Here is a 26,832-nt window from a genome sequence, read left to right as displayed (position 1 = left end):
TTCATGAAAAAATAATACCGTTATGAATATAGCTAACTTTAATATTCCCGGAATGCACAACCGATTGTGCTATTTTTTCACTTATCGGATCTTCCTGGCCGGTTTAAGGCTGCTTATAGATTCCAAACGTATGAATGGCAGCACATGCTTTGCCAGATGTAATCCGCAGACGGACTTTTGATGCCGTTACAGGTTTGAATTTGACAAGCCATTTATACCCGATAGATTGTTTGCCTGCTGCTTCCGGAATCGCTGTCCAGTTTTTGCCGTTTGTTGAATAATCAATTGACCAGCCTGTAGTGCGGTGGCCCAACTCAATTACTTCCTCCAGCATTACAACGTCAAACATCCTTTTGGGAACCTAAATCAAAAGTGATGGTATCAGTTGCAAAAGCATCAGCCGTTGCATAATAACTGCTTTCATTATTATCCAACATGTTAGATGGTTTATAATTCGCTCCACGGGAATGCAATGTTTTTATTTTCGCTCCGGTGGCAAGATTGGTTTTAAACGTGCCATTGATTAAATAGCGCAGGCTATCTGTTCTTTGCGCATCAATAGGAGAAATTAATCCTTCCTTATTCGGTGGATAGTTTAATAATAACACACTATTTCGTCCAACGGAATTAAAATAAATATCCCAAAGCTCTTCAACCGTTTTCACTCTTGTATCCTCTTCGGGATGATAAAACCAGCTTGGGCGAATGGAAACATCCGATTCGGCAGGTATATAAGCTGTACCATTGACTTCACCTTCATTCAATTCTTTTATATGTCCTGCCTCATCTCCCCCGTTCAATATTTATTGATACCAGGTTTAATTTCGATCTCCTCAGTCCCTCCCGCCCAGGATACCGCCAGCTTTATCGCCATATTGGATTCAATCAGCAGTTGTGGTTTTTGTTTTGCATTGCTTCGACTTGCACAACGAAATGAGATAAGACCATCCTTACCCACCGGGTATTTATCAATGCCATGTTCTTCTGTCAAATTGATATCCCATTTTATCAACTGTTGTTGAATATTGGCTGTCATTCCAAAAATAGATTCAATTAAAATGGAAATAGGAACGAGCCCCGTCCAGCCGATAAAATCAGGACGGGCTAAAAAGCCAGGCGCTGCAGATTCAGGAGCATAATATTCAAAAAAAGTTTTCTCTTTCTTATACACTTCCGCTACTTGCTGATGATGTTTGATTGCCAGGTCAAAAGCCATTGACCTGAAGTTTTTTTTCTTCAATCCTGTAATGACCATGTAATTTGTAGGAGCCCACACCCCGCCCTGCCAGTAACGTCCGTCTGCCTGGTATTTTTCGTGATCGGCGGGCATGGATGGAATGGGATGTTTTCTTGCAAAAGTTTTGGGATCATTTAAATGTGCGACAAAACGTTGGAGCTCTTCCGGTGTAAGTATATCTGTCCATAGCGCCCAATAAGCGCCTATACTTTTTAGTGTCCCTTTTGAACCATCTGCGTAACGATCATAAAAGAAAGATGTTTTCGGATCCCACAATTTTTCCCGGATATATTTTCTAAGAAACTTGGTCTCTTCCTCGATGTCTTCAATTTCCTGCCACCTCTCCGTATAAAAACCAAAATCTACCAGGATCTTACCGATAAACAATTGTTGTAAACAGGTATCAAGCCAGGTCATGTGTCCATTTGAATAAATCGGGTTGTATTGTTTCGGCACACGTGGCTGATTGTCCATTCCTGTGCCCCAGCCGCTTGACCAGTAGGAACCATCCTGCCAGGTGCGGTATAGTCTCAGCCATTGATAATATCCGCAGAGAACCGGAAAAATTTTATGAATTCTATTCAGGTCTCCGAATTGGTGATAGTACTCCAGTTCACTCCAGGGGATAAGGTTTGGTCCTGTGCTCGTAGGATCGAAACGATGAAAACAATCGCCCCCGGTTTGGCCCCAAATTTCACGGCAAATAAATCCATCCGGATGTTGCTTGCAATAGAAATTATTTAATGTTTGTTGAAAAGGATATGCCTTCGATCCGTAACGGGCAAACATGGTGATAAAAGCGGAATCCCACATGAAGATATTTCCGTTGTAAGCCGTATCAATGTAGGAACAGATAAAACCTGATTCAGGAGCAGGATTTTTGATATTTCTGAAAGCGATTTCCCAGGCCTTCCAATACATCTCAATGGCCAGGTCATTACCCTTCCACACCGGCGCCGGCAACAATTCCTTCGCTTGTTGAAATGCAGGAGCGTTTACAATAGTTGGTTTGGCATTCCGAAATTCATTCTCGGTTACAAACACATTCTTTACATACGTGTTTTTGAATTCACAGCCACCATCAGCGATCTCTTCACCTTTGTGGATTTTTTTTTCATTTGCTTTTAGTACAGAACCTGGGACAGCTGTTGAAGCAGCTATTATTACACTGTTGCGTAAAAATTTTCTTCGTGAATCCATGGCAAATAAATTATAAAAGATAAAGGTAATCGGTTAAAAAGCTACCCTTGCTAAGATATCCCCGGTGGCAATATCGTTGCTGCGCAATTGCGCAATTAGTACTTCAAAATACGCAATAGAAAATAAATTGAACCCCAAAATATTTTTGAAAAGAAACTATTTTTAATCTCTTAATTACAGGCATTAAAATGCACAAACTCATTCCGCTTTTTCTTTTTGTGATCGTGTTGTTCTCCATCTCCGGATGTAAGAAAAACAGCAACAATATTGTACTGCTCGAACTACTGCCACCTGAAAAAACCGGTGTTGCATTCACTAATGAAATCAGGGAAGATGAAAACCTGAACATTTTATCATTCGAATATTTTTATAACGGCGCCGGTGTGGGCATTGGCGATTTCAACGGGGATGGTTTGCAGGATGTTTTTTTTAGCTCCAACATGGGCCAAAGCAAGTTATACCTTAACCGGGGCAATTTTATTTTCGATGATATCACTGATTCATCCGGAATCAATACCACCGGCAGATGGGCCGCAGGTGTTTCCATTGTGGACATTAACCAGGACAGTTTGCCTGATATATATCTATGTTTTGCGGGCCCGCACAATCCGGAGAAAAGAGCCAACTCACTGTACATTAATAACGGTAATAACACATTTACGGATAAAGCGAGTGAATATGGATTGGCGGATACCGGTCACAGTGTACAGGCTGTTTTTTTCGATTATGACAGGGACCAGGATCTTGATATGTACCTGCTCACAAATATTACTGATGAAACGGGACCCAATATCATCCGGCCCAAACGCAACAATGGAGAAATGGCTAATACGGACCGCCTTTATCGCAATAATGGGAATAATACTTTTACAAATGTTTCAAGGGAAGCAGGCATAACACACGAAGGATATGGATTAGGTGTGTCGGTCGCTGACATCAATGAAGACGGATGGCCCGATATTTTTGTATCCAACGATTATATTTCCAACGACCTGTTATACATCAATAATAAAAACGGCACATTTACCGATGTGGCCGGTACTGTCTTTAAACACACCAGTTATTCCGCCATGGGAAATGATATTGGTGATATCAACAATGACGGAAAACCTGATCTTATCGAGGTAGATATGTTGCCTCCTGATAACTATCGAAAAAAAATGATGCTGGGTTCAACGAACCATGACCGCTACCGTTCAGAATTGCAATACGGGTATGACCCGCAATTCATGCGAAATACCCTGCAATTGAATCGTGGCATTGATGTAAATGGAAATCCCAGTTTCAGTGAAATTGGCCAACTATCGGGAATAGCAGCAACTGACTGGAGCTGGAGCCCGTTATTGGTTGATCTCGACAATGATGGCTGGAAGGACCTGGTGGTAACCAATGGTTATCCGCGGGATATTACCAATCGTGACTTTATTACTTACAGGACGCAAGACCGTGGAAGTGAAAGTAGAAGTAAAAATTTATTTGCTGCTTTGCAGAAACTTGATGGCGCATTACTTCAGAGCTTTGTTTATCACAACCAACAAAATCTTATTTATAAAAACGTATCTGCTGAATGGGGCATTACTAAAAGTGCTTATTCCAGCGGCGCTGCTTATGCCGACCTCGACAACGACGGCGACCAGGATCTGGTCCTTGTAAATACCGGAACTCCGGCTAGCATATACCGGAACAATACCGATAGCCTGAAACAGCATCATTATCTAAGTATTGCATTGGCCGGCCCTGTTGGAAACATGAATGCTTATGGTACAAAAATCAACTTGTATGCAAATAAGCTGGCATTGTCCCAGGAGTATAACCCGGTGCATGGATACCAGTCATCGGTTGCGGGTCCTGTTTATTTTGGCATTAACAAGGAATCAAAAGCAGATTCCGTCATCATTACATGGCCGGACGGAAAAATAACCCGGTTATATAATATCAAGGCTGATCAGCAAATTCAAATCGCTTATTCTACCGGCAATTTTTCCGACAAAGAAATAAGTAAAGGGGATGAAATAATTTTTCAGCCGGTGAACAAGCAATACAGCATTCACTTCCTGCATAAAGAAACGCCTTATACAGATTTCAACATACAGCCTTTGCTACCGCACAAATTTTCGCAAAGCGGACCAGGCATTGCAGTTGGCGATATGAACGGAGATGGCCTGGATGATTTTTTTGTCGGTGGTGCATATCATCAATCCGGAGAACTTTTCTTTCAACAAAAAAATGGGACTTTTATTTCCATGCCTTTGGAAAACAGGAAGAAGCCGGAAGAAGACATGGGTTCATTGTTGTTTGATGCGGATAACGATAAAGATCTTGATCTGTATGTGGTGAGTGGTGGTAATGAATTCGCCGCCGGCTCCAGGTATTACCAGGATCGTTTGTATACCAATGATGGTCACGGTCGCTTTAAACTTAACACAGCCGCTTTACCTGTCGAAAACGCAAGTGGGTCCTGTGTTACCGCTTGCGATTTTGACCAGGATGGTGATCTTGATTTATTTGTAGGAGGTAAAATAAATCCACAACACTATCCCGAAGGAGGAAATAGTTTTTTGCTGGAAAACAGCAATGGAAAGTTTATTGATGTCACTGATGAAAAAGCTCCCGGGTTAAAAAATATCGGGATGGTAAATGCCGCGATCTGGTCTGATGTAAATAATGATCATCGCCGCGATTTAATCATAGCAGGTGAATGGATGCCGATTACCGTATTCATTAACGAACAGCAACAGTTCAGGAATGCGACACGCCAGTTTGGACTGGAGAATACTGTTGGCTGGTGGAATAGTATCCATGCCGGAGATTTCAATCGTGATGGAAGGATGGATTTTATCCTGGGTAATTTAGGCAGCAATAGCCGCTATACCACGTCGGCAACAAGTCCCCTGAGCATTTATACCTATGATTTTGGAAACCTGGGGAATCGCAATCCGGTCATCACTTATAAAGAAAACGGGAACAGTTACCCCATTCATCCACGGGATGATATGATGATGCAGTTACCCGGCCTGAGAAAGAAATTTCCCCTGTATCATGATTATGCAAAAGCCAGCATCACTGATTTATTTTCCCCGCAGGCTTTGCAGCAGGCGAAGCAGGTCACTGCAAATACTTTTCAGTCGGTGCTGCTGCAAAATAAAGGCGATCAACCCTGGGTGATTTCTCCACTTTGTACGGAGGCGCAATTCGCCCCGGTATTCGGCATTCTCGTCAATGATTACGATGCAGATGGCTTTGAAGATATATTGCTTACCGGAAACTTTTATGGACCGGAAGTAATCAATGGACAGTATGATGCATTTAAAGGGCTTTTCCTGCAAGGGAATGGCCAGGGAGAATTCAAGGTTAAAGAGAATGGCTTTCGTATCGAAGGTGATGGCAAGGGCCTTGCAGAAATTTTGCGGGCAAATAATGCACCCATTATCCTGGCGGCATTGAATAGTGATTCCCTTGTTGCAATGGAATGTCTTTCTCCTGACGAAGGGCTTCGAATACTGAAGGCAAGCGCTGATGATGCTTTAGCGATTATTCAGCTTGACAATGGAAAAACAATCAGGAGGGAATTTTATTATGGTTCCGGCTATTTATCCGGCACTGCAAGATATCTGCGACTACCTGGCAATGTGAAATCGGTGGAGCTATACAATTACAAAGGCGTGAAAAGAAAATTATCGTTTTAACGTGAGTTTGGGATGTTTTTCGATGATAAATGCCTTTCATTGCTCGTTAGGAACCGATGGTGGGTTGATATTATAAATGTTTGCACCCGGAGGTTGTCTGAAAAGTGTTTAGTAGCAAGAAGGACACTAAGAAAATACAAAGGGCACAAAGAAATCAGTACTTGTGTTCAAACGTTGTGTTCTTTGTGTCCTGCGTTGTGTCCTTTGTGCTCCGCAAATTAATGTCATTTTAATTCAACCGCATCAATCCTGGTAAAATATCGTACTTCGTATCTTACCTGGTTTTTTCCGGGAAATAAAAATTTCCTATTCTTTTTAAGCGCCATCCTGTTTTTGTCAAGGTGAAGGATAATAAATGCTGAAGGCTGATTACCCGATGTATCAGTTAACGTCAACGTTGAATCCGTTAAGTTATACCGGTACTCCATTTGCTCACCCATACCCTTTCGCAACACCGTATTATTTTTCCGGTATTCATACACTTCCTTCGGATACGGATTTGTATTGGTAAAACTAAATCCATTATAATTATCATAAATAGAATCCATGCGCCAATTACCGATGATTTGAACATCGGCTGATTGGTTACAGGATACACAGGCTAACCATAACGCCACTACTAAAATTCTACCAGCTATTCCCAAACTCATAATTTTGTCATTCGACTATATCAAAATAAGGTAATAAGGTTATTATCCATTTGGCATTTAAAGTTACTAAGGTAATAAGGTGTAGTCAGCAAGAGACCGAATAAACTGCCAGTTAACTTAGGACGAAAATAAATATCACGCAACGGCGCAGCGTCGCAACGTGCTTTGGTCATCAACAACTTTAAACGTAGCGCCGCAGCGTCGCCGCGTCGCCGCGAGAAAAAAAACCTTTGGAGTAGCTTTATTTAAAATCCGGGTTTTGTATCAGCACGCCGTTACTCAGATCAATTTGCCGTTGTGGTATCGGAAAGAGATAATTTTTCGGACGCTGAAAATTTCTTCCCGGTTTAAACTGCCCGCGATTTTTTGCATAATGCGTTTTGATATCTATTAAACTGGCTCTGTCCCAACGCATCAAATCCTGGTGTCTTTCATTCTCACCAGCCAATTCTACTCTTCTCTCGTGGATCAATTGCGTCATCGTAGCATTGGTAACATTGCTTAAACCGTTTCGGCTTCGTAATTTATTTATTTCAACATCCCCATTTGCTCCCGACCTGATCTTAGCCTCCGCAACGAGTAAGTATACATCTGCCGCTCTCAGCATCGGTATATTCATATTATTATCCAAACCACCATCGGGTCTCCAGCTAACATTTTTCCTGAAAAAATATCCTGTATTCGTAAGACCAACGGGAACAGCTTGCGGTCCGCCATTTGACGCACCCGGATCGATAATATCACCTACTTTTCCTATTGTATACGTCAATCTTTCATCATTGGCTTCAAACTCATCTGCAAGGTCTTTGATAGGCTCTGTGAATCCCCATCCACCCCAGGGCCTGGGAGCGGCATAAATAGCCTGAACATTCTCTGTCCAACCATCTGTACACTGGATAGCAAATAACATTTCAGGATTATTCTTCGTATCTGGTTTGAAGTTGTCTCCAAAGCTGGGAGCAAGCGCATAAGGCCCGGTGATCACTTTATTGCCGGTTTCAATGGCTTTAGCCCAATTTTCCTGGTACACATAAAACTTAGTGAGGTATCCCCAGGCTGAACCTTTCGTGGCTCTGCCAAGATTAGCTTCATCATGTTGCAAGGGCAAAAGTTCTGCTGCAGTTGTCAAATCAGATTCAATGATCGCTTTCATTTCATCCACTGTTCCTTTCGCCACGTTGTAAGTATTGCTAAGCACATTCTCTTCTTTGATAATAGGAACCTGTCCGTAGATCCGGTAGAAATGCCAGTAGATAAATCCCCTGATAAAATGAGCTTCCCCCAGTATCCTGTCTTTCAACGTTTGGTCCATATCGATATTCGGAACATTAATAAGCACTGCATTGGCACGGGAGATCACTTCGTATTTCCGGGACCAACTTTCATTAAGCTGCGGATTGCTTGGCTCATAAGTAAATTCTTCAATTGCCTGATCCTCGGGATGGTCACCCGCTCTCCACATATCATCTGAACAGATATCCCATGTTTGCTCGGTATGTGCAAACATATATTCATCACCAAGAAAAGAGTAAAGTGCATTGGAAGCTGCTATCGCATCATCCGCATTGCGCCAGAAATCAGCTGATGTGGACTGACCATAAGGTGTCGATTCCAGGAGATTTTTTTTGCAACTGCTTATTGATAGGACCGTCAACAAAACGAGTCCGCTTTTTATTACAATATGTTTCATCTGTCTATTTATTATTGTTTTTGGCCAGAACTTGTCCCGAACCTGTTTTCGGGATGGAACCTCGCAGATAATCATTCCTCTGTGTAAAAAAATTCTCTTGCTCGGTTTCATGTTAGTTAGTACGTTAATCAATTAAAAGGTAATGTTGACACCAAAAATCCATGAACGGGATTGCGGATATTGGGCAAAGTCCACATTGATTTGTCTATTACCATCTGTGTAACCGAGTTCAGGATCTAACCCCGAATAGTCTGTGATTGTAAATACATTTTGCCCCGTGATGTAAAATCTTGTACGCCCTATACCCATTTTACTGGTGATCTTTTCATTCAACGTGTAGCCAATCACCAGGTTTTTTAACCGGAAGAAGTCACCCTTTTCAATAAACATGTCGGAAGTTCTGTAGTTGCGGTTACTGCGGCGGGTCGTCATTCTGGGAATAGTGTTACTCGTATTGGGGCCCGTCCAGCGGTTGATTGTTTCTGCATACATATTGAATGAATAAGTAGGATCTATTCCCTGCATCCTGTCTGCGTTATAAATTTCCAGTCCGGCATTACCTAGGAAGAACAGCGACAAATCAAATCCTTTATATCCTACATCAGCATTTAAGCCATATACTACTGCAGGGTGCGGACTACCCAATTTAACTCTGTCTTTGTCATCGATCAAACCATCCCCGTTTGTGTCTATAAACCTAACGTCGCCTGGTTCAATCTGTCCTCCGGTTCTCCTGGGATCATTGGCAATGCTTGGATCTTTACTGATATCTTCTGCTGTCTGGTACAGGCCATCTGTTTTCCAACCCCAGAAAATACCAAGCGGCTGTCCCTCGTAGGTTCTGGAAATTTCTTCGTTTGGACGACCATAGGTTTGCGAGCCAATGAAATTCCCATCATATAATTTTGTCACTTTATTCTTGATGAAAGAAGCATTAGCACTTACACCATAGGTAAACTCACCCAATTTATTGCGATAAGCCAGGTCAACTTCTACCCCACTATTTTTAAGAACGCCTACGTTCTGATCCGGAATAGATAATGTACCTACGGTTCCAATTGTAGGAGGTGACAGCAACATATCGCGGGTTGTCTTGTTGAAATAGTTCAGTGAAAGTTGAAAGCGATTGTCAAACAGGTCTGCAGTAAGACCGATGTTGCTCATCTCTGCTGTTTCCCATGAAATATTCAAATTAGGCAAGCGGGTTTGTGTTGCTGATACAACCGTATTATCATTAAAGGAATATCTTCCTCCATTGCCAATTAATGCCAAATACTGTAACCCGCCTACATTTTGATTACCTAATTGTCCCCATCCGGCAGTTAATTTTAATTCATCGATAAAGCCTACATTGAAAAATTGTTCTTGCGATATTCTCCAACCAACAGAAAAGGCTGGAAAGTATCCCCATTTGTTTCCTTTTGCAAATTTTGAAGAACCGTCTGCACGAAATGTACCGGTAAACAAGTAACGTTTATCATAATCATAGTTTACCCGGCCGAATACAGACTGCAGTGCATCATAGTAGCGGTTGCCTGAGATGCTCCCCAGTGTCTGTCCGGCATCCAGATAACGTTGATTCGGATCTTCATTAAGATAGTCTCGTTTACTGGCGGAAAACACATCGCCATCGAAAGTCTGGGCCGTGTAACCGGCCACAACATCTAATTTATGTTTGCCGGCGAATGTTTTGTTATAAGAAAGAAAATACTCGCTTAGTAAAGAATAGGATTCGCTAAAGCTTTTGTTAAGGGAATTATTATTAGTAGTACGTGTCTGATCTGAAACAATAATATTGAAATTGCGTCCGGTATAGTGGTTTCCATCGAGACCAAAATTGACTTTCAATTTCAAACCATTTATTATTTGGTATTCAGCATTTAAATTTCCGAGGAGGCGGGTGTTGACATTGGATGCATCCACACTATTGGCCGTAAAAATCGGGTTATTGATATCTCCATATTCATTGGAAGCCTTTGATGTTCCCCAGGTACCATCATCATTTTTTACCGGTATAAACGGCATGAAACGAATAGCGCTCCAGATTAAACCATCCTGTGCAGATGTGGTGTTAAGACTATTATCATTGGAACGGGTCAATTGAAGGCTTTGACCAATCTTTAATCTTTTTCCAACCTTGTGATCTGAATTCAGGCGCACACTGTATCGCTTAAAATAAGAATTGGTAATGATACCTTTTTCATCATAGTATCCGGCAGATAACATAAATGATGATTTCGCGGAGCCACCTGTCAGGCTAAGATCCACGTTATTTACTTTTCCTTGCCGGAATAATTCATCCTGCCAATTGGTACGTTGAATTTTATTGGAAGGTTCATCCCAAACAGGATTAATAGCTAACCCATCATTGGTATATCGTTCCCGTTTCAGTTCCACCAAAGAAGCAGCATCTAACATGTCGATGGTTTTTCGTGCATTGGAAATGCCCGTGTAAGCATTCACCGAAATTTTAGTCGGTTGCTCAAAGCTTCCACGTTTTGTCGTTACAATTAAAACACCGTTTGCGGCACGGGTACCATAGATGGCGGACGCTGAAGCATCTTTCAATACTTCTATAGAAGCAATATCATTTGGATTCACTGAATTCAGGTTTCCTGCAGGAACACCATCAATAATAATGAGTGGGTCTGCATTGTTAATGGTACCTGTTCCGCGGATGCGGATAGACCCGGAATTCCCGGGACTTCCTCCATTTCTTACCACATTCACACCAGCGGTGCGCCCCTGCAATGCCTGCACTGCACCTGATACCGGCAGGTTTTCAAACTGATCGCCTTTAATTGATGCAACTGCACCGGTAACATCTTTCCTGCTTTGTGTTCCATAACCTACTACTACTACTTCGCCAAGGCCGGTTACGTTTGTTGCCAGCGACAAATCAATGGTCGATCTCCCATTAATGGCCACTTCTTCCGTTGAATAACCCGAACTTGAAAATACTAATACAGTATCACCGGCAGCTAATGCGATTGAATACGCACCATCATTATTGGACACTGCGCCCCTGGTGGTTCCCTTTACCGTGATGTTGACATTGGGAATTGGCTGGCCCGAGCCCTGGTCAGTTAGTTTACCTCTAACAGTGGACTGTGCGATAGCTATTGCACAACTTAACATAGTCAAAGCAAAAACCAATACAGGTCTTCGCATATGCGTTATTGTCATATTTTTTGGGTATTTGTCAGTTAATTTGGTGAAATGCATAGTATGGCAATACATTTTTATAGTGCTTCACGTAATCGGAGTATTTGAAGCACTCATTCAATAAGACAGTTATCGTTTTTTCTTTCCTAAAGATAAATTTCAACTGTCCGGGAACAATGCGCAAATGCGTATATTAACCATCTAATTGCGCAAGACCTGATTTTGATATTGAAAAAATAATCCGCTACGCATTTTGAAGAAATTACTGCGCAATTGAATCTGTTGCTTTGTAAAGGCAAGAATATATTTGTTGGAAGAACCGAAAAAAATTTCCCTTTATTTTATTCATTCATAGCAAATCATGATCATTGGAATTGATTTGGGAGGCACAAATGTCCGGGCTGGGTTGGTTGACAATGGCAGAATCCTTCAAATTCATCAGTCGGAACTTTCCGAAAAAAATTCGTTAGAGAGCACTCTTCAACAATTGTTTTCCAGCATTTCTTCTTTTACCAGCTATGACATAAAAGGAATCGGTATCGGCGTTCCGTCAATAGTCGACACAAAAAAAGGAATTGTCTATGATGTCGTTAATATTCCTTCCTGGAAAAAAGTTGATCTGAAAAAAATACTGGAGGACAAGTTTAGCATTCCGACGTTTGTAAATAATGATGTGAATTGCCTGGCTCTCGGAGAGCAGTTATTTGGACAGGCTTCCTCGTTCTCTTCTTTTGTGACGATTGCTATCGGCACAGGTCTTGGGGCAGCCATTATCATCGATCATAAATTGTATGAAGGTGTACAATGCGGATCGGGTGAAATAGGTTATATCCCTTACCTGGACAAGAACCTTGAGTTTTATGCCAGCGGCGCTTTTTTTGAAACCTTTTCCACTACTGCCCTTGCAGCTTACGATGCTGCCTTAAACAAAGATGAATCAGCATTACAAATGTGGGCATCGTATGGACATCATTTAGGACAGGTAATGAAGGTGATATTATATACCTATGCTCCTGAAGCAATATTTATTGGTGGTAGCTTGTCCAATGCCTTTCCTTTTTTTGAAACCTCGATGTACCAGAGCATGAGTGATTTTATCTATCCCGGCCTGCTTAAACAAGTACAGATACGCCCTTCTTCGGTAAAAAACATTGCCATTCTAGGAGCCGCTGCTATGGCTTATTCCAGGCAATGAATAAGGGGTGCGCTCCAAATCTTCGCAGTGTTGGGTTTTTCGCTGTTACAATTAATGAACTCTGCATCCCCTCCGTCGGAGGGGTAGAAGTGATTTCGCATAAAGGAAATTCAATTGGGGTTGGTTTGGAAAAACGAAAATCTGTGATACGCCATGAAGTATAGTAAAACCAAATTCTTCAAATTGTATTAAGTTTGAATGAACACATTTTACCACTGCAATGAATAAGATTATTTTGTTGTTCGATATCTCTGAACAATATGGTCAGAGCCTTTTATCAGGCATCGTGAATTATTATAAGGAAAATGAACCTGCTTTATTTTGCCGCATGCCCATTTATTACCGGGAAAAAATTGGTATTAAAGGAATATTGAAGTTTGCGAAAGAATGGGGCGCCCATGGAATCATAGCGCAATTGGATAATACCCGGGATGTAAAAAAAATTGCGGACTCAGGTATCCTGTTGATATTGGAAGATTTTAAAGAGCGGTTTGATGAATATCCAAATATTACCGGCGGGTACTATGAAACAGGTCAAATGGGTGCAGAATATTTTGTAAAAAAAGGATTCAAGCATTTTGCCTTTTATGGCTTTCGGGATATTGTCTGGTCGAGGGAACGGTTGGAAGGTTTTGAAGAATATTTGAATACACGTGGTTTTGAAGTATACAATTTTGAACATGAAGAAATACACGTGACTGATTTTTGGCTTTATAGACCCTCGGCGTTGAGTAAATGGTTAAAATCGCTTCCCAAGCCTATTGCAATCATGGCTTGCGATGATGCCCGGGCGCAGCATATTACAGAAGCCTGCAAACATGCCAATATCAAAATACCGGAAGATGTAGCGGTGCTGGGAGTAGACAATGATGAAATGACCTGCAATCTATCAGATCCTCCTATATCGAGTATCAGCCTTGATACAGAGAAGGGAGGATATGAAGCCGCCAGGCTAATGGACCTGATGCTCCGGGGCAAAATAAAAAAACCACGAAATGTGATGGTGATGCCCACTTATATTGTCACCCGTCAATCCACCGACATCACCGCTACCACCAATGCGCATATTGCCGTTGCTTTGAATTACATTCATAAAAACATAGAGAAGAACATTAACGTGAGCAATGTTTTGACGCAAATTCCTACCTCGCGGCGATCGCTTGAAAAGAGATTTTATGAAGTAACGGGAACAAGTATATACCAGTATATATTAAAATTGAAGATGCAGCGGTTTTCGCAGCGTTTGCTGAAAACAGACAAGAGAATTTCAGAAATTGCCCTCGATGCGGGCATAACGCTCACCAATAATTTATCCCGTCAATTCAAGCAAATTCACGGTTGCAGCCCCGGTGAATACCGGAAGAAACATTTGCCGAATAAGTAGGTGAGTTTATGATTCATCACTATCCGGGATGCAATCCTAAAGGTTGCATCCCACGAGCCAGCTATTTACCGGCTGCGCTTTTACCCTGACGTTAATAGGGAGTATCCCTACTGTAACCCTACATGAAACCGGGCATACAGCAGGGAGAACGCCGGTCAAAAACGGCAAAATCGGCATAAATGGCATAAATGGCCCATATGGACATCGGCCACTATGATTTGTGGCAGCCGATTTGTAATTTGGAAGTATGGCAAAACAAATCGGCCCGTTTTTTATCAGGGGTACCATCGACGGCATCTGTTTTTATAAAATGGATGGGGTGTATTATGCCCGGGCCAAAAGCAGTTTGGACAGGAAGCGGGTAAAACGGGATCCGGCATTCCGGGAAACCATGCGCTATGCAGGGTTGCTTGGTAAAGCGGCTAAAATTGCTGCTGCTATATACCGGAAAATAAAGGAAGACGGGAAAGGTTTGGTTTCGTATCGCCAACTTACTGGCCAGGCGATGCGGTTACTCAAAGAAAATAAAACAGTCGAGGAAGTGAGGGATTTGTTGCAACGGCAGTGGGTGAAGGATATCCCTGTTGTTTTAGCAAAAGAGAATAGTAGTGAGAGGATATTGTTTGGAGAGGAAGTATTGTTGTTGTTGTTTGGTGACATGAAAATCAGTAAGGAGAAATTTTGTTGTGATGTGCCGGCGCCGTGATGAGAAGACTGATGACATGCGGGCATAGGAGTATGGAGTTTATAAATGATTTTTATTCTTTTTCTTTTTCCTTAGATGGAATACTTCGGCAAGCTCTGGAGAAACCTGCTTGCTAGCAGGCAGGCAAAAAGATCAAGCCCCGATAACAATCGGGTCGGCCAACGCACGTGATGAGCCTGATGAATTGTAAGCCGTTGCCGTTTTAGGTATGGAAGGATAAAGTCCCTGTGTCTTGCTGTTGGAAGCAATGTGAGGCGCTGTTTTTTCGCTTGTAGTGTTTACAATCATTTCTCTCTTTTCTTTTTCCCTTAGATGGAAAAAGAAACAAAAAGATCAAGGCAAACACGATGGCTCCGCCGTTTTGCCGGGCCAACGCACGTGATTACCCTATTGAATTGTGAGCCGTTCCCATTTTCGGATTGGAAGGTCGAAGACTCTTCATCGTGCCATGCGGGGCAACGAAAGGCGCTACTTTTTCGCTTGTAGTGTTTACAGCAGAACGAGGTTGACAAATGGCGAAAAAGAGGCGCTGCAAGATTCATGTAGTGTTGAGGAAGATGTCATGCTTCGGCAAGTTCAGTATGATCTGTATTCATAATTGCGATGTGCCTGAAGCAGCCAGCTTGATTTTACGATTTTGTACCTGCAGGTGGCAAATTCACGGCTCTTACTTCAAAGCTCATCGCACCAATCTCTTTATTTTTTTTCTTTTTATTAAATACAGTGACCAGCACTCTTCCCGGTTTGGAAACACGGGCGATGAATTTGCCGTCTTCATTATAGATAATAGTTCCTTCCGAAATGGTTGCCTCAAGGTCTTCCGGTTTTACTTTGTCCACGTCAATGGTAAGCTCATTGTTTGCATCAGCATAAAGTACGTAAGGTGTCTTTGTAAGAATATTAAAACCATCCTGGGAAGTCATAAAAGTAACGGGTTGTTTCCTGTACGCATTAACCGGTCTACTGTTCTGTATGGCGGGAGTCCACATACCTGATTTGCGCATGATGCGTACCACCTCCTGTTCCATTCCGTATCCTTCCCTGGTCAGCGCTGTGATATCGGACACACGGCCTTCTTTATTGACAACAAATTGAACAATGATCAAATACCGTCCACAGGGAGCCCCGTTATCTACCCGTACACCGGGATTTAAGTTCTTTTCAAGAAATTTCCGCCATGCCTGTTCGCCGCCCGGAAAGGCAGCCTCAATTTCAACTCTAAGAAAACAGCAAGGACAATGCGATTAGTGTTGAGGTCCGGATCATCTGGTAAAGTTTAAAGATTGGCTGTTTATTTATTTTTAAGAATTGGCAGCGAAGGTAAATTTCGAACTTGAAAAACACAAGTTGTTACTCTTAAAACAATCATCATGACGTAAAAGACGACTTATTCTCCAGTCTTCGGAGCGCTGCGAATGCCACAAATCCGAAACACAAGGCCATTTGAAACATAACATTAAAAGAATTGGACTAAGCCTCTTGCTCAATATCGATCAGTTCATTAGTTTTCCTGGCACCTCAAATTATTAATTAGCCGGGCAAAAACGATAGCATTTAGGTCCATTGCTTATCTTTGTTTGGTTAACTTATTACTTATTTCAGTAATAAATTATAATATCTTTTACTTATCATTTACTACTACAATTTTCTCAAAAAATAAATGTCAAAAACAGCTATCATTATTGGAGCTGGGCCTGCAGGGCTTACAGCCGCTTATGAGCTATTACATAAAACAAATATTAAACCGATCATTCTCGAAAAAACAAGCGACACCGGGGGATTATCAAAAACTGTAAATTATAAGGGTAACCGTATAGATATTGGTGGCCATCGTTTTTTTTCCAAGTCAGAGAAAGTAATGCGCTGGTGGCTCAATATCCTTTCACTTGAAAAAACAGAGACGGAGGAATTTTCACTTCACTATCAAAACAAACAGACACAAATTTTTCCCCGTAATTATTCAAACAGCAATAATGAAAACGAAGAAAAGGTGATGCTGGTCAGGAATAGGGTTTCACATATTTATTACTTAAAAAAATTTTTTACTTACCCTGTTACTATATCATGGGACACTATCAGGAAATTAGGTTTTACAAAGATCATTCGCATATTCTTTTCTTATTCGTACATCAGGCTTTTCCCTCGTAAAGATGAAAAAACTTTAGAAGATTTTTTTATCAACCGGTTTGGCAAAAATCTTTACCGCACTTTTTTCAAAGATTACACGGAAAAAGTATGGGGAATTCCTTGCTCGGAAATACCTGCTGAATGGGGTGCCCAGCGAATCAAGGAATTATCAATAACAAAAGCTTTATTGCATTCCCTCAAAAAGAAACTGCCCTTTCGCAAAAAAGAAGACCTTGCCCAAAAGGATACGAGTACCAGTTTAATACAACGTTTTTTATATCCTAAATACGGGCCCGGTCAATTATGGGAAGAAGTTGCTAACATTATTAAAGCCAAAGGCGGTGAAATTCATTATAACCAGGACGTAACACGAATAACTACAAATAAAAATAAGATTATCTCTGTCGAAGCCGTTCCTGAAAATGGTACGCCCATGATATTCAACAGCGACTATTTCTTCTCTACAATGCCGGTAAAAGAGCTGATTGCAGGTATTAAAACCGGAGTACCGGAACAAGTAGCAAAAGTTGCTGAAGGACTTCAATACAGGGATTTTATCACTGTCGGATTATTGGTTAAAAAATTAAAAGTTGGAAATAAAAATAAAACTATAAAAGATAATTGGATATACATCCAGGAAAATGAGGTAAAAGCAGGCCGGCTGCAAATATTCAATAACTGGAGTCCGTATTTGGTTAAAGATCCCAGTACTACCTGGGTGGGTCTTGAGTATTTTTGCAATAAGGAGGACGCTTTCTGGCAACTGAGTGATGAAGAGATTAAAAAAATCGCTATTCATGAATTGGCCAAAATCGACCTCATTGAAAAAGAAGATGTACTGGATCATACTTTGATACGTATGGAAAAAACATATCCGGCTTATTTTGGAACATACAACCAGTTTCATCTCATCAGGGAATATCTTGATCAGTTCGAAAATCTTTTTCTCATAGGGAGAAACGGTATGCATAAATATAATAATGCAGACCACTCTATGCTTACTGCTATGGCAGCCGTTGATAACATTATACTAAACTCAACCAGCAAACAAAATATATGGGATATAAATAGTGAGCAGGATTACCAGGAATAATACTGATCCATGCTATAAAAGAAATATTTTTAACCGCTATAAACTATACATTGCCAAAAATCACAAGATATTTGATTATTTGTATTACAGGATTTTTTCTCCTGCTAACGATATTCAAATCACTTTATTTCACCAACAAGAATGGGGGTACTGATCTTCGCATCCGTGTGATAGCCTCCCGCTTGTTAGCTACTAACCATTCACCTTATTTCTATAAATGGAATCCTGCGGATGGCGAATACCTGTTAGATCCCAATGACCATGCAAACAGACTGGTAAATGGGAGTGTCGTGACACCTGCAATGCTGTATTTAATTTATCCTTTATCCTGGCAGTCATATCCGATGATACGGATAATATGGACGATTGTGCAATTTATCCTGGCTTTTATCACTCTATTTGTTTTGCTAAAAAACAAAGACAGCTTTCTGGCGTTTGTACCAACTTCTGTATTGCTGATCGGCTTGATAGCTACAGATGTTTGGTTGCTAAATATTGAACGTGGCCAGATTTACATATTTTATGCTTTCCTCTTTGCTCTTATATACAGCTTATACACTTCAACCAGTAAGCATAGCATGCTATTATCGGGATTTATCGGCGGCTTTTTTATACTATTCCGCCCTTTTGCCGCTATCATTGGTTTGGTCTTTTTACTAAGCGGAAAAAAGAAATGGGTGTACGGATGTATTACAGGCTTTATAGCAGGATGTTTCATGTTTGTGTTACCGCAACCATCTCTTTGGAAAGACTATTTTAAAGCGATGCATGAATATAGCAATGAATACACTGGCAATGCACATATAAATAGTAATGCAAAAGAATATACAAAACCTGCTGTCATTGAAGGGGCAGATAACCTGGGTCGGGGGCAGGGTTTTAATATTAGTTCATTAGATACTGTATATGATTATTTAAAAAAGACAGGCATTACTATTTCACAAAATCAGTCGTATATCTTATATGCCTTAGTGGTTTTTATCCTCTGTTTTTTCTTTTTCAAAGTACAAAAAAAAGATATTACACCTCAATCATTATTTCTTTTTGCATTCCTGCTGTATCTCCTGGCGGAACTATTTGTAACAGTGCCACGTGGTCGCTATAACCTGATACAATGGGTATTTCCGTTAGCACTTATTTTTTTACAGAGCAGATTTAACCAGCCTCAATTTATTCTATTAATAACCGGCTTATTATTATTGCATAATTTTCCTTTTGTTTTTCCTTACCAGGCTGTTTGTGCAGAGCTTCTTTTTATAGGCATCACCATTTATAATATATTTTTTACCAGCCCATTCAATAGGTTACAACAGGAGATCAGCAAAACCTGACGTACAAGTAAACAATAAGATTAAGAGATGAAATAAATTGAATGAATTAATATTTAACAATTGAAACCCTGAATGTTCCACTTGCAGGATCAATTGTTCCTGACGAATTGTTATTAAATCGTATCGTCACAGTGTTGGCAGCGCTTACCCAGGCACTATAAGAACTGTTGTCATTAACTGCAGCATTGGGGACACCCAGACTTACTGCATCACCATCTGCTGCACCTGTTATTGTAACAGTAAGATTAGATCCACTTTGCGCTGCTGTACTGGCAAAATCAAGCGTTGAAGAGGCGGTCAGCGTTTTAGCTAATGTATATCTTGTATTTGCAGAAGTAACAAAATAATTCGTTCCATCGTATTCGATAGCTCCGTTCTCAGGTGTACTCAAATTGGTGCCAGCCGTTAATTTTACTGGAGCCATGCCTGTCGATGCAGACCCAGCAGCAATCTGTAATTTTGCGGTTGGTGTCATGCCTATGCCTAAGTTGCCAGAAGCCGATAGTGTCATCCTCAGTATTTCACTATTTAATGTACTGCCGCTAACACCTACAGGAGTAGTGTAAAATTCAATGTTGCCTCCTGCGGCTGAGCCTGTACTTTTTCCCCTGCTATCTTTAATGTTTTACCAATAATATTTGTTCCAGAGACATTAGGAGTACGCAGAGTGGTGTTAACACTTATGTTTCCTTCTACCTGTAATTTATTTAACGAGTCATCCGTCGTTTTACCAATCAATATATTGCCTGTATTAGCGACTGCTCTGAGCCTTACTGTGCTGCCACCTGTGAAAATATCTATCCCCCCTGAACCACCCACTTTTAAAAATCTATTATTTGCGCCATTGTTTCCATCGGCCCAAACCCAACTCGCTCCTTGGTATTCAATGAACTTTAATCCTTTATTTTGGTAAGAAGGATTAGAAGGAAACCCAAATTCAATTGATTGATAAAAACCCGGATTACTATTAAAAACAATATCATAGCCGGAGGAGTTTGAGCTTGACACAATAGCCGCATCTTTGACAAAAATTTTTCCATCTACCCGCCCATTTCCTGTGATCCAAAAATTTGCATTTTGTCCTGATGCGTTTTGATTTTGAATGTAACTGCCGGACAGATTACCCAGTCTAAGTGTATCTCCTCCAAAAACATATACACTATCATTTACTTTTATCATTGATTTTCTGAACTCCGTTCTGCCATTGCCTTTGTTGTACAAAAAGCCAAGTATATGCTTTGTACTGTTTTCAAGGTTTAGCTCAGCATTGCAGGAATCATTGGTGATTAAAACACTATCGGCTTTTATTTTATGAATATATTGAGAATGGGAAAGCATGGATGCCAATAACAATACCAGGATAAACAATATTTTTCTCATTGACTATAGTGATTTTAGTTTTAGTTGCCATGGAGAGAAGATAACAGTTTTCGATTTTATTTATTATTTCCTTCTTTTGATCCGGCTCCTTGGTTCGTGTCTCACGAACCAATATTTTGACAAAAAACACAGCACCTGTTTCAATATCTGGCTTGCATTTATGCTTAAAAATATCTTCGACTATACAATTAGCTTATTTGGTTCCGGTTCGTGGAGACACGAACCGGGGCTTTGGACGAAACAATTAAAATGTTACGCCTGTGAATTTTAGCCATTGAGTTGATGTTCGTAGATAAATATTGCCGCTTGCATCCCGCTTAATATCTCCGTCACTACCGGAGGGATCACTTGAACTTGTTGGTGCTGTTGATGCTGGAAGGTTTAAACTATTTGCCTTAATTCCACCATTTACCTGTAATGCTGTTACGCCATCGTCAACCGCCCCGCTTAAAACGGTTCGTCCTGTCGGCTGTAAAATGTTTCCTGAAAACTTACTTGCCCCATTCACATAAATTTTATATGAACCTAAATTGACAATAGAGGTGTCGCCTATCAACAAACCGGCACCGTAAAATCTTCCAACTTCATTTAATCCGTTTTTAAACCTTATGTACCCGTCACCCGTGCTCATTAAATGAATATTATAATTTGTTTTTGTAAGTGGTGATTCGTAGTTGTACGAACTTACTCCGGAGTATATTTTTATATCGCCAGCTTTTACATTTTCCCCTATACCAGGATTCCCCCAACCACTTGTTGCCATTAATAAGTCAAGCCGCCCCTTAAGAGATTTAAGATTAAAAACATCAAAAATGGCAGTTCTGTTTGGCCCGGCTGCCGTTGTATCCGGGTCATTTGTGTTGTCTAATCTTAAAGATGGTGTTGTTGGGTGCTGTATCATTACATAGCCACGCCCCGCCGCTGGCTGTGGGTTCAACTGCATATAGCTACTTGTCCTTATTTGGCTTCCATTATGAACAGGGCCGCTTTCAAAATAAATGCTCGTATTGTTAGGCATTGTAAATTTCGAAGCTCCTTTTGACTGCAAAGAGCTAATCCCGTCATCAACCGCCCCACCCAAAATGGTTCGTCCTGTTGGCTGCAAAATGTTTCCCGAAAACTTGGAGGAACCATTTACATAGAACTTATGTACGTCCGCATTTACCAAGTTTGAATCTCCAATCATGGTCTGCCCTGCGAAATAATTTTTATCATTGACCCCCACCTGTTGAAATGACCAATACCTGTCAGCCGTATTGGAAGCTGCCAAAGCTGGGGCAAAGTAGCCTATAAGATTCCTTGCTCCGGATCCAGTAGTTTTCGAACCAACTGGATTTATCATATAAGTGTAAAAAACAACATTATCAAAGGTGTCCGCCCTGTTTACCTGCCATCCTGCCTGATACCAATTCACAGCGCCAGCATATCGGTTGCCACCTGAATTATTATTAAAATCAATATAATTAAGCATATTAACCCATCCAGCACCGCCAAAGGTGGCTTTGAACTTTCCAGTGGAGCCACTTGTCTTACCAAAGTTAGAGGTAAGCCAAAGATTATGGTTTCTCCAATCATCGGTATGAAGCGTATAATTAGGGTAAGACGGATAACCCTTAAATCTATGTATCATGTACAGTGAATTAGCATTGGGCATATAATACAAAAGATTAGCGCCATTCCGTGCTTTGTTAAAAAAAGTGTCAATATTGCGATATACATGGCTATTAAAAGCGGGACCTCCCCACAGATCGTAGGAGCCACGACTGGCAGGCTGCGATACCGTCAATATAGCATCTTCCCCGTAAGGTCCACCCTGCGCCCCCCAATAGCCGCCTCCCTTTGTCAGATCAGCCGTCGAAGTGTCGGCATCTTTTACACGGGCAGTAATATATATCTTTCCTTCATTGATGATAGTGGTAACCTTTCCAGAGGTATCAGAGGAAATTAATTTTTGTCCCTTTAACGTATCAATCCAAGCGTTAGCGGTTTGTTTTTGTTGAAACTGATTTTGAATGTAGTTGCCGGATCCGCTTGCCGGAGCTCTACCAATTAACTTTAGTGTATCACCACCTATCAGGTAAAGACTATCATTGAGTTTAATAAGCCCCCTCCTAAACTCCGTTCTTCCCTTCCCTTTATTATACAAAAACCCAAGTGTATCTTTTGTACTATTCTCCAGGTTTAGCTCTGCATTGCAGGAATCATTAGTGATTAAAACACTATCGGCTTTTATTTTATGAATGTATTGAGCATCGGATAGCAATGCCATTAATAACAAAAAAGGGATAAGCAGTAATTTCTTCATTGAACCAAATTTTACTTCAATCGTTGGCTTTTCATTTCATGGCACCTGCCTGCCGGCAGGCAGGTCATCTGTTTTCATTAAACTTTCTTGCTCCGCAACACGCCGAGTCGGCTTTGCCAGACTCGGCTGCGAAGTAAAGCTTTTTTCATACCCGCTTAATTAAAATTTTTACCATAAGAAACAAATACTACGGATGCTGAATGAACATAAAAAGATATCATATCAACAACATTAGCTGCTGTACTTAATGACAATGCACCACTGCCGCCATTTACAACCTTGCAGGAAGATGGCAAAGTCAACGTTCTGTTGCCGCTTCCATCCTGTGAAACTATAAGGTTTAAAGTACGACCCACTACAGAAGTCAGATTCGAAAAAGCAAGAGTTCTGTTGCCACCCAATGTAATTTCTCCATTGATGCCATTGGAAGCATCCCATGTAATGGTGGCACCATCCGTTAATGTTTGTGGAGTATAGTTAACAGAAGCGGGTGCATTTGCGATACTTAATTTGCCCTCGCTATCTGCAATCACCATTTTTGTAGTGCCGGTGGTAGATGGAGGCGTGAGATCTGTGTCAAGCGATGCAATGTATGTTGATTGATTAACCTTACCCAATATTATTGCATTAGACTTGTCGGTGGCGATACCATTGCCCAGGATAATGCTATTCGTAATAGTAGGTGGATTGATGGAAGCATAACTGCTGCCGCCTGGCTGCCCAAAGCTGGCTCCGTTATTAATATAATGGCCTATAGCAATAACATTACTATGCTGTACACTCCCCCAGTTTGTCCAATCGGACTCAGAGGCAGTAAAAGCGCTTCTACCGACTATGATATTATCAGTTCCCGTTGCAATATCATTTCCACTTAATGTGCCTATAGTTATGCCGGTGCCCGACGTTAACGCAGCGGAACTTTGATTTCCTATCGCGGTATTCGAACTGCTTGTTACCTGGTTTAATGCCATATATCCCAACGCTGTGGTCTTATCAACATCCCGGGTTGAGCCTGCGGATATTGCTCCTGTTCCCACAATTGTATTATAGTCTGAACTTGAATTCAAAAATCTGCCCGCACTGGCACCTACATAAGTATTGCTTAAACCTAAACCTTCGTTTGTAAAGACGCTGCCAAAGGATGTGCTCTGATTGCCCGACGCAATTACTGACACTTTACCATAAATAGTGGTACCAGCGTAGCTTGTATTATTTGATACGGTTAAATGTCCATTCAATAAAGTATTGCCGGATACCTGCAGCTGTTGGCCATTATCTGTGCTTGTGTTTAGCAAAAGCCGGCCGTTAGACAACAATTTCATCCTTAGCATTTCATTGTTCACGGTTGTACCTGAAGTACCACCCGCAGCAGTAGTATAAAACTCAATACTTCCGCCTGCACCTGTACCTGTAGATCTGCCGCCTGACAATTTTAACCTGTTTCCGGCAACGTCAGTTCCTGCTACATAATGAGCCATCAAACCATCTGATGATATAGTAGTTGAACCATCTTTTCTCCAGCTCATTGGCCTTTTCCCATTATCCAGCATCATAATGAGTGAATTGGGGTTCGTTGCAGAAGTTTGGTCATCGAATATCAATGTGGCCAGGCCATTGCCGGATGAATGCGCACCGGTAGTAACAAAGTATGATGCTCCGATATTGTGACCGTTCAGCGTTCCTACTTCAGGGACGCCTGAATACGAAGTATTGGCATTTTGATATTGAAGGCGGAAGGTAGACGTCGGAGATGTTCTTGCCCATGATTGATAAGTTGATGCAACCTGGGAATTAGACTTCGTGACTTGCAAAGCCCCATTAACGAGCTGTATTTGTGAGGATGCATTTGTACTTGAAAGAACATTTAATGTGTACGCCGAAGTAGGAAGTGTTCCTATACCGACATTTCCTGAAAAATAGTTCATTCCGGCTGCTCCATAAAAAGCATATGCCGTACCACCTCCTGTCGCAGTTGCATTTGCATAACATGCATAACCAGTACCGGCGTAACTATCAACGGTTGATTTAAAACCATAGGTAGAGTAGTTAATACCGGCAGCAGTTCTCAGGTAAGATAAGTCAAAGCCGGTTGCCGATGAGGTCATATGATTATCCGTAAGATTTATATAATAAGGAATAATTCCTGTATTGGGTGTACCCGCAACATTAAACAACTTCATTCCGACTGTGTTCACCGAAGTCAAATCCATCGTCATTATACCATGTGATAATTTATGAGGATTTGTACTATTACCACCAGTGATATTAAACAGATAAGAACTATTAGTAGGGTCGATCGTCAATTTTGACTTTGTTGTTCCATTGGCAGCACTTTGTCCGAATATGCCTTTTTCAATAAAAAAACCTGATCCCGCAGCTTGTAAGGCAGCTGTTTGATTTTGTATATAATTGCCATTTAGCAGGGCGGCGGCACCTTTTGCAGTATTCAATGTATCACTGCCAATAATATACAGGCTATCGTTAATCTTAATAAGCCCTCGCCGAAACTCCGTCCTTCCCTTTCCTTTATTATACAAAAAGCCAAGTGTATCTTTTGTACTATTCTCCAAATTCAATTCTGCATTGCAGGAATCATTGGTGATAAGCACACTATCGGCTTTTATTTTATGAATGTATTGAGCATGGGATAGTATGGCTGCCAGCAACAAAACCGGGATAAGCAGTAGTTTCTTCATTGAACCAAATTGTATAGTTACTTCATTTGCTTTTATGTCTAACACTGATCTTCTTTTATCTACTTCAATCGTTGGCTTTTCATTTCATGGCACCTGCCTGCCTGCAGGCAGGTCATCTGTTTTTTCATTAAACTTTCTTGCTCCGTAGCACGCCGAGTCGGCTTTGCCAGACTCGGCTGCGAAGGAGATTATTCGATTGTTTCTATTTTGTGGTCAGATATTATTGTTTTCTTTTTCCCTTCTACAGAGTCGTATAAGGTGCCAATTATTCTTAAAAGCTTTAAAGAAGCTTCAGTTTTAAATTTTAAGTTATAAAAAGAACTTGTATCAGAAATAGAATGTTCTTTTAATAAATGATTTATCGTATCCAACTCTACTACTTTTACTTTGGCTTGCGTAAATGGAACATGAGCAATTAATAAATAAATCTGAAGTGAATCTTTATGAATAAAATTATCCGATGAAACCAGTAAAGAATCTTCCATAAACTGATTAGCTCCTTCTAAAATATTTGCTTTTCGAATTCCCCGACTATATTCTCCGTATATCAAATTGCGGTCATTAAAATCGATGAAGTTGTAGTTACTTAGCGTTCCATCTTCTCTATAAAAAAAAATATCCCCTACTCGCTTATTCAGAAAATAGTAAGCCTTCGTTTTAAGATTTCCATTTGGATAATATTCGAAGAAATCGTTTGTTAAAGAATCGTTTCTAAAAAATCGCTTTTGCCATAATTTACCGTTATCATAAAAAAATAACGACTCACCATTTAAGTTTCCTAAAGAATCGTAATTGTCAATTGTTTTAATATTTCCGTTGATAAAAAATGTTTTATGCAGGCCTATTTTAGTAGTATCATTTAAAAAATAACCCTCACTATCGAGCTTTCCATCTTTATACTTTCTAATGTATTTAAGAGTATCCTTTTCTTTACAAGAAAAGAATAAGAAAAGAAAAGGCATAATTATTAAACAGCTTTTACTCATG

At 40.7% G+C, this 26,832-nt stretch carries 19 protein-coding genes; 6 read left to right on the top strand and 13 right to left on the bottom strand.

Annotation, left to right across the window (positions count from 1 at the left end):
* Window positions 1-103: 103 nt before the first annotated feature.
* From ACFEL9_RS08980 to ACFEL9_RS08970, 3 genes are read right to left on the bottom strand one after another with little or no spacing between them, the layout of a single operon-like run.
* On the bottom strand, window positions 104-349 hold the full coding sequence (locus ACFEL9_RS08980) for a discoidin domain-containing protein (RefSeq protein WP_385888606.1): 246 nt from the start codon (window positions 347-349) through the stop codon (window positions 104-106).
* Complete coding sequence (locus ACFEL9_RS08975) at window positions 342-800, bottom strand: alpha-L-fucosidase (RefSeq protein WP_385888602.1); 459 nt, start codon at window positions 798-800, stop codon at window positions 342-344. Before ACFEL9_RS08975 ends, ACFEL9_RS08980 begins: the two co-directional genes overlap by 8 nt.
* Entirely contained in the window at window positions 797-2,437 is a 1,641-nt protein-coding gene (locus ACFEL9_RS08970) for an MGH1-like glycoside hydrolase domain-containing protein (protein WP_385888599.1), read from the bottom strand. The genes ACFEL9_RS08975 and ACFEL9_RS08970 overlap by 4 nt, the downstream gene beginning before the upstream one ends.
* A gap of 188 nt (window positions 2,438-2,625) precedes the next feature.
* Between ACFEL9_RS08970 and ACFEL9_RS08965 the strand changes: the two genes are divergently transcribed.
* Window positions 2,626-6,123 (top strand): VCBS repeat-containing protein, encoded by a 3,498-nt coding sequence (locus tag ACFEL9_RS08965; protein WP_385888596.1) that lies wholly within the window; start codon window positions 2,626-2,628, stop codon window positions 6,121-6,123.
* Between the two features lie 224 nt (window positions 6,124-6,347).
* On the opposite strand, the gene ACFEL9_RS08960 is transcribed toward ACFEL9_RS08965, so the two are convergent.
* The 3 genes from ACFEL9_RS08960 to ACFEL9_RS08950 form a co-directional block, all read right to left on the bottom strand.
* Window positions 6,348-6,773, bottom strand: coding sequence for a hypothetical protein (locus ACFEL9_RS08960; protein WP_385888594.1), 426 nt, complete (start codon window positions 6,771-6,773; stop codon window positions 6,348-6,350).
* Between the two features lie 241 nt (window positions 6,774-7,014).
* The gene (locus tag ACFEL9_RS08955) at window positions 7,015-8,463 is read right to left on the bottom strand and encodes a RagB/SusD family nutrient uptake outer membrane protein (RefSeq protein WP_385888591.1); all 1,449 of its coding nucleotides are present in this window, start codon (window positions 8,461-8,463) and stop codon (window positions 7,015-7,017) included.
* A 132-nt stretch (window positions 8,464-8,595) separates the two neighbouring features.
* The gene (locus tag ACFEL9_RS08950; protein WP_385888588.1) at window positions 8,596-11,649 is read right to left on the bottom strand and encodes a SusC/RagA family TonB-linked outer membrane protein; all 3,054 of its coding nucleotides are present in this window, start codon (window positions 11,647-11,649) and stop codon (window positions 8,596-8,598) included.
* 340 nt (window positions 11,650-11,989) lie between these two features.
* Here ACFEL9_RS08950 and ACFEL9_RS08945 point away from each other — a divergent pair, with 340 nt between their 5' ends.
* From ACFEL9_RS08945 to ACFEL9_RS08935, 3 genes are all read left to right on the top strand, one after another.
* Window positions 11,990-12,823: an ROK family protein gene (locus tag ACFEL9_RS08945; protein WP_385888586.1), complete on the top strand. Its 834-nt coding sequence runs from the start codon at window positions 11,990-11,992 to the stop codon at window positions 12,821-12,823.
* Between the two features lie 220 nt (window positions 12,824-13,043).
* Window positions 13,044-14,207 carry a DNA-binding transcriptional regulator gene (locus ACFEL9_RS08940; protein ID WP_385888583.1) on the top strand — a complete coding sequence of 388 codons (1,164 nt, stop codon included), beginning with the start codon at window positions 13,044-13,046 and terminating at the stop codon, window positions 14,205-14,207.
* Window positions 14,208-14,454: 247 nt separating this feature from the next.
* On the top strand, window positions 14,455-14,913 hold the full coding sequence (locus ACFEL9_RS08935; protein WP_385888581.1) for a hypothetical protein: 459 nt from the start codon (window positions 14,455-14,457) through the stop codon (window positions 14,911-14,913).
* 132 nt (window positions 14,914-15,045) lie between these two features.
* On the opposite strand, the gene ACFEL9_RS08930 is transcribed toward ACFEL9_RS08935, so the two are convergent.
* Window positions 15,046-15,201, bottom strand: coding sequence for a hypothetical protein (locus tag ACFEL9_RS08930; RefSeq protein WP_385888579.1), 156 nt, complete (start codon window positions 15,199-15,201; stop codon window positions 15,046-15,048).
* 341 nt (window positions 15,202-15,542) lie between these two features.
* Window positions 15,543-16,019 carry an energy transducer TonB gene (locus ACFEL9_RS08925; protein ID WP_385888576.1) on the bottom strand — a complete coding sequence of 159 codons (477 nt, stop codon included), beginning with the start codon at window positions 16,017-16,019 and terminating at the stop codon, window positions 15,543-15,545.
* A 554-nt stretch (window positions 16,020-16,573) separates the two neighbouring features.
* Here ACFEL9_RS08925 and ACFEL9_RS08920 point away from each other — a divergent pair.
* Together ACFEL9_RS08920 and ACFEL9_RS08915 are read left to right on the top strand one after the other, a co-directional pair.
* Window positions 16,574-18,133, top strand: a complete 1,560-nt coding sequence (locus ACFEL9_RS08920; protein ID WP_385888574.1) for an NAD(P)/FAD-dependent oxidoreductase — start codon at window positions 16,574-16,576, stop codon at window positions 18,131-18,133.
* Window positions 18,134-18,204: 71 nt separating this feature from the next.
* Window positions 18,205-19,464, top strand: coding sequence for a glycosyltransferase family 87 protein (locus ACFEL9_RS08915; protein WP_385888571.1), 1,260 nt, complete (start codon window positions 18,205-18,207; stop codon window positions 19,462-19,464).
* A gap of 46 nt (window positions 19,465-19,510) precedes the next feature.
* Here ACFEL9_RS08915 and ACFEL9_RS08910 read toward each other — a convergent pair whose 3' ends face one another.
* The 5 genes from ACFEL9_RS08910 to ACFEL9_RS08890 form a co-directional block, all read right to left on the bottom strand.
* Entirely contained in the window at window positions 19,511-19,939 is a 429-nt protein-coding gene (locus ACFEL9_RS08910; RefSeq protein WP_385888568.1) for a hypothetical protein, read from the bottom strand.
* Window positions 19,940-20,013: 74 nt separating this feature from the next.
* The gene (locus tag ACFEL9_RS08905) at window positions 20,014-20,844 is read right to left on the bottom strand and encodes a hypothetical protein (protein ID WP_385888565.1); all 831 of its coding nucleotides are present in this window, start codon (window positions 20,842-20,844) and stop codon (window positions 20,014-20,016) included.
* Window positions 20,845-21,088: 244 nt separating this feature from the next.
* Complete coding sequence (locus ACFEL9_RS08900) at window positions 21,089-23,149, bottom strand: hypothetical protein (protein WP_385888563.1); 2,061 nt, start codon at window positions 23,147-23,149, stop codon at window positions 21,089-21,091.
* A gap of 155 nt (window positions 23,150-23,304) precedes the next feature.
* Window positions 23,305-25,845 carry a beta strand repeat-containing protein gene (locus ACFEL9_RS08895; RefSeq protein ID WP_385888561.1) on the bottom strand — a complete coding sequence of 847 codons (2,541 nt, stop codon included), beginning with the start codon at window positions 25,843-25,845 and terminating at the stop codon, window positions 23,305-23,307.
* Between the two features lie 188 nt (window positions 25,846-26,033).
* Window positions 26,034-26,831, bottom strand: coding sequence for a toxin-antitoxin system YwqK family antitoxin (locus tag ACFEL9_RS08890; RefSeq protein WP_385888559.1), 798 nt, complete (start codon window positions 26,829-26,831; stop codon window positions 26,034-26,036).
* Between the last annotated feature and the right edge of the window lies 1 nt (window position 26,832).

The sequence above is a fragment of the Terrimonas alba genome, from assembly GCF_042434975.1.
Lineage (GTDB): Bacteria > Bacteroidota > Bacteroidia > Chitinophagales > Chitinophagaceae > Terrimonas_B > Terrimonas_B alba.
This window is presented reverse-complemented; position numbering and strand designations above follow the sequence as displayed.

What these genes read in the sequence shown, in the direction of transcription:
- ACFEL9_RS08980 (WP_385888606.1), bottom strand. Translation starts at nt 349, where the DNA reads ATGTTTGACGTTGTAATGCTGGAGGAAGTAATTGAGTTGGGCCACCGC.
- ACFEL9_RS08970 (WP_385888599.1), bottom strand. Translation starts at nt 2,437, where the DNA reads ATGGATTCACGAAGAAAATTTTTACGCAACAGTGTAATAATAGCTGCT.
- ACFEL9_RS08965 (WP_385888596.1), top strand. Translation starts at nt 2,626, where the DNA reads ATGCACAAACTCATTCCGCTTTTTCTTTTTGTGATCGTGTTGTTCTCC.
- ACFEL9_RS08960 (WP_385888594.1), bottom strand. Translation starts at nt 6,773, where the DNA reads ATGAGTTTGGGAATAGCTGGTAGAATTTTAGTAGTGGCGTTATGGTTA.
- ACFEL9_RS08955 (WP_385888591.1), bottom strand. Translation starts at nt 8,463, where the DNA reads ATGAAACATATTGTAATAAAAAGCGGACTCGTTTTGTTGACGGTCCTA.
- ACFEL9_RS08950 (WP_385888588.1), bottom strand. Translation starts at nt 11,649, where the DNA reads ATGACAATAACGCATATGCGAAGACCTGTATTGGTTTTTGCTTTGACT.
- ACFEL9_RS08945 (WP_385888586.1), top strand. Translation starts at nt 11,990, where the DNA reads ATGATCATTGGAATTGATTTGGGAGGCACAAATGTCCGGGCTGGGTTG.
- ACFEL9_RS08940 (WP_385888583.1), top strand. Translation starts at nt 13,044, where the DNA reads ATGAATAAGATTATTTTGTTGTTCGATATCTCTGAACAATATGGTCAG.
- ACFEL9_RS08935 (WP_385888581.1), top strand. Translation starts at nt 14,455, where the DNA reads ATGGCAAAACAAATCGGCCCGTTTTTTATCAGGGGTACCATCGACGGC.
- ACFEL9_RS08930 (WP_385888579.1), bottom strand. Translation starts at nt 15,201, where the DNA reads ATGATTGTAAACACTACAAGCGAAAAAACAGCGCCTCACATTGCTTCC.
- ACFEL9_RS08920 (WP_385888574.1), top strand. Translation starts at nt 16,574, where the DNA reads ATGTCAAAAACAGCTATCATTATTGGAGCTGGGCCTGCAGGGCTTACA.
- ACFEL9_RS08910 (WP_385888568.1), bottom strand. Translation starts at nt 19,939, where the DNA reads ATGACACCAACCGCAAAATTACAGATTGCTGCTGGGTCTGCATCGACA.
- ACFEL9_RS08905 (WP_385888565.1), bottom strand. Translation starts at nt 20,844, where the DNA reads ATGAGAAAAATATTGTTTATCCTGGTATTGTTATTGGCATCCATGCTT.
- ACFEL9_RS08900 (WP_385888563.1), bottom strand. Translation starts at nt 23,149, where the DNA reads ATGAAGAAATTACTGCTTATCCCTTTTTTGTTATTAATGGCATTGCTA.
- ACFEL9_RS08895 (WP_385888561.1), bottom strand. Translation starts at nt 25,845, where the DNA reads ATGAAGAAACTACTGCTTATCCCGGTTTTGTTGCTGGCAGCCATACTA.
- ACFEL9_RS08890 (WP_385888559.1), bottom strand. Translation starts at nt 26,831, where the DNA reads ATGAGTAAAAGCTGTTTAATAATTATGCCTTTTCTTTTCTTATTCTTT.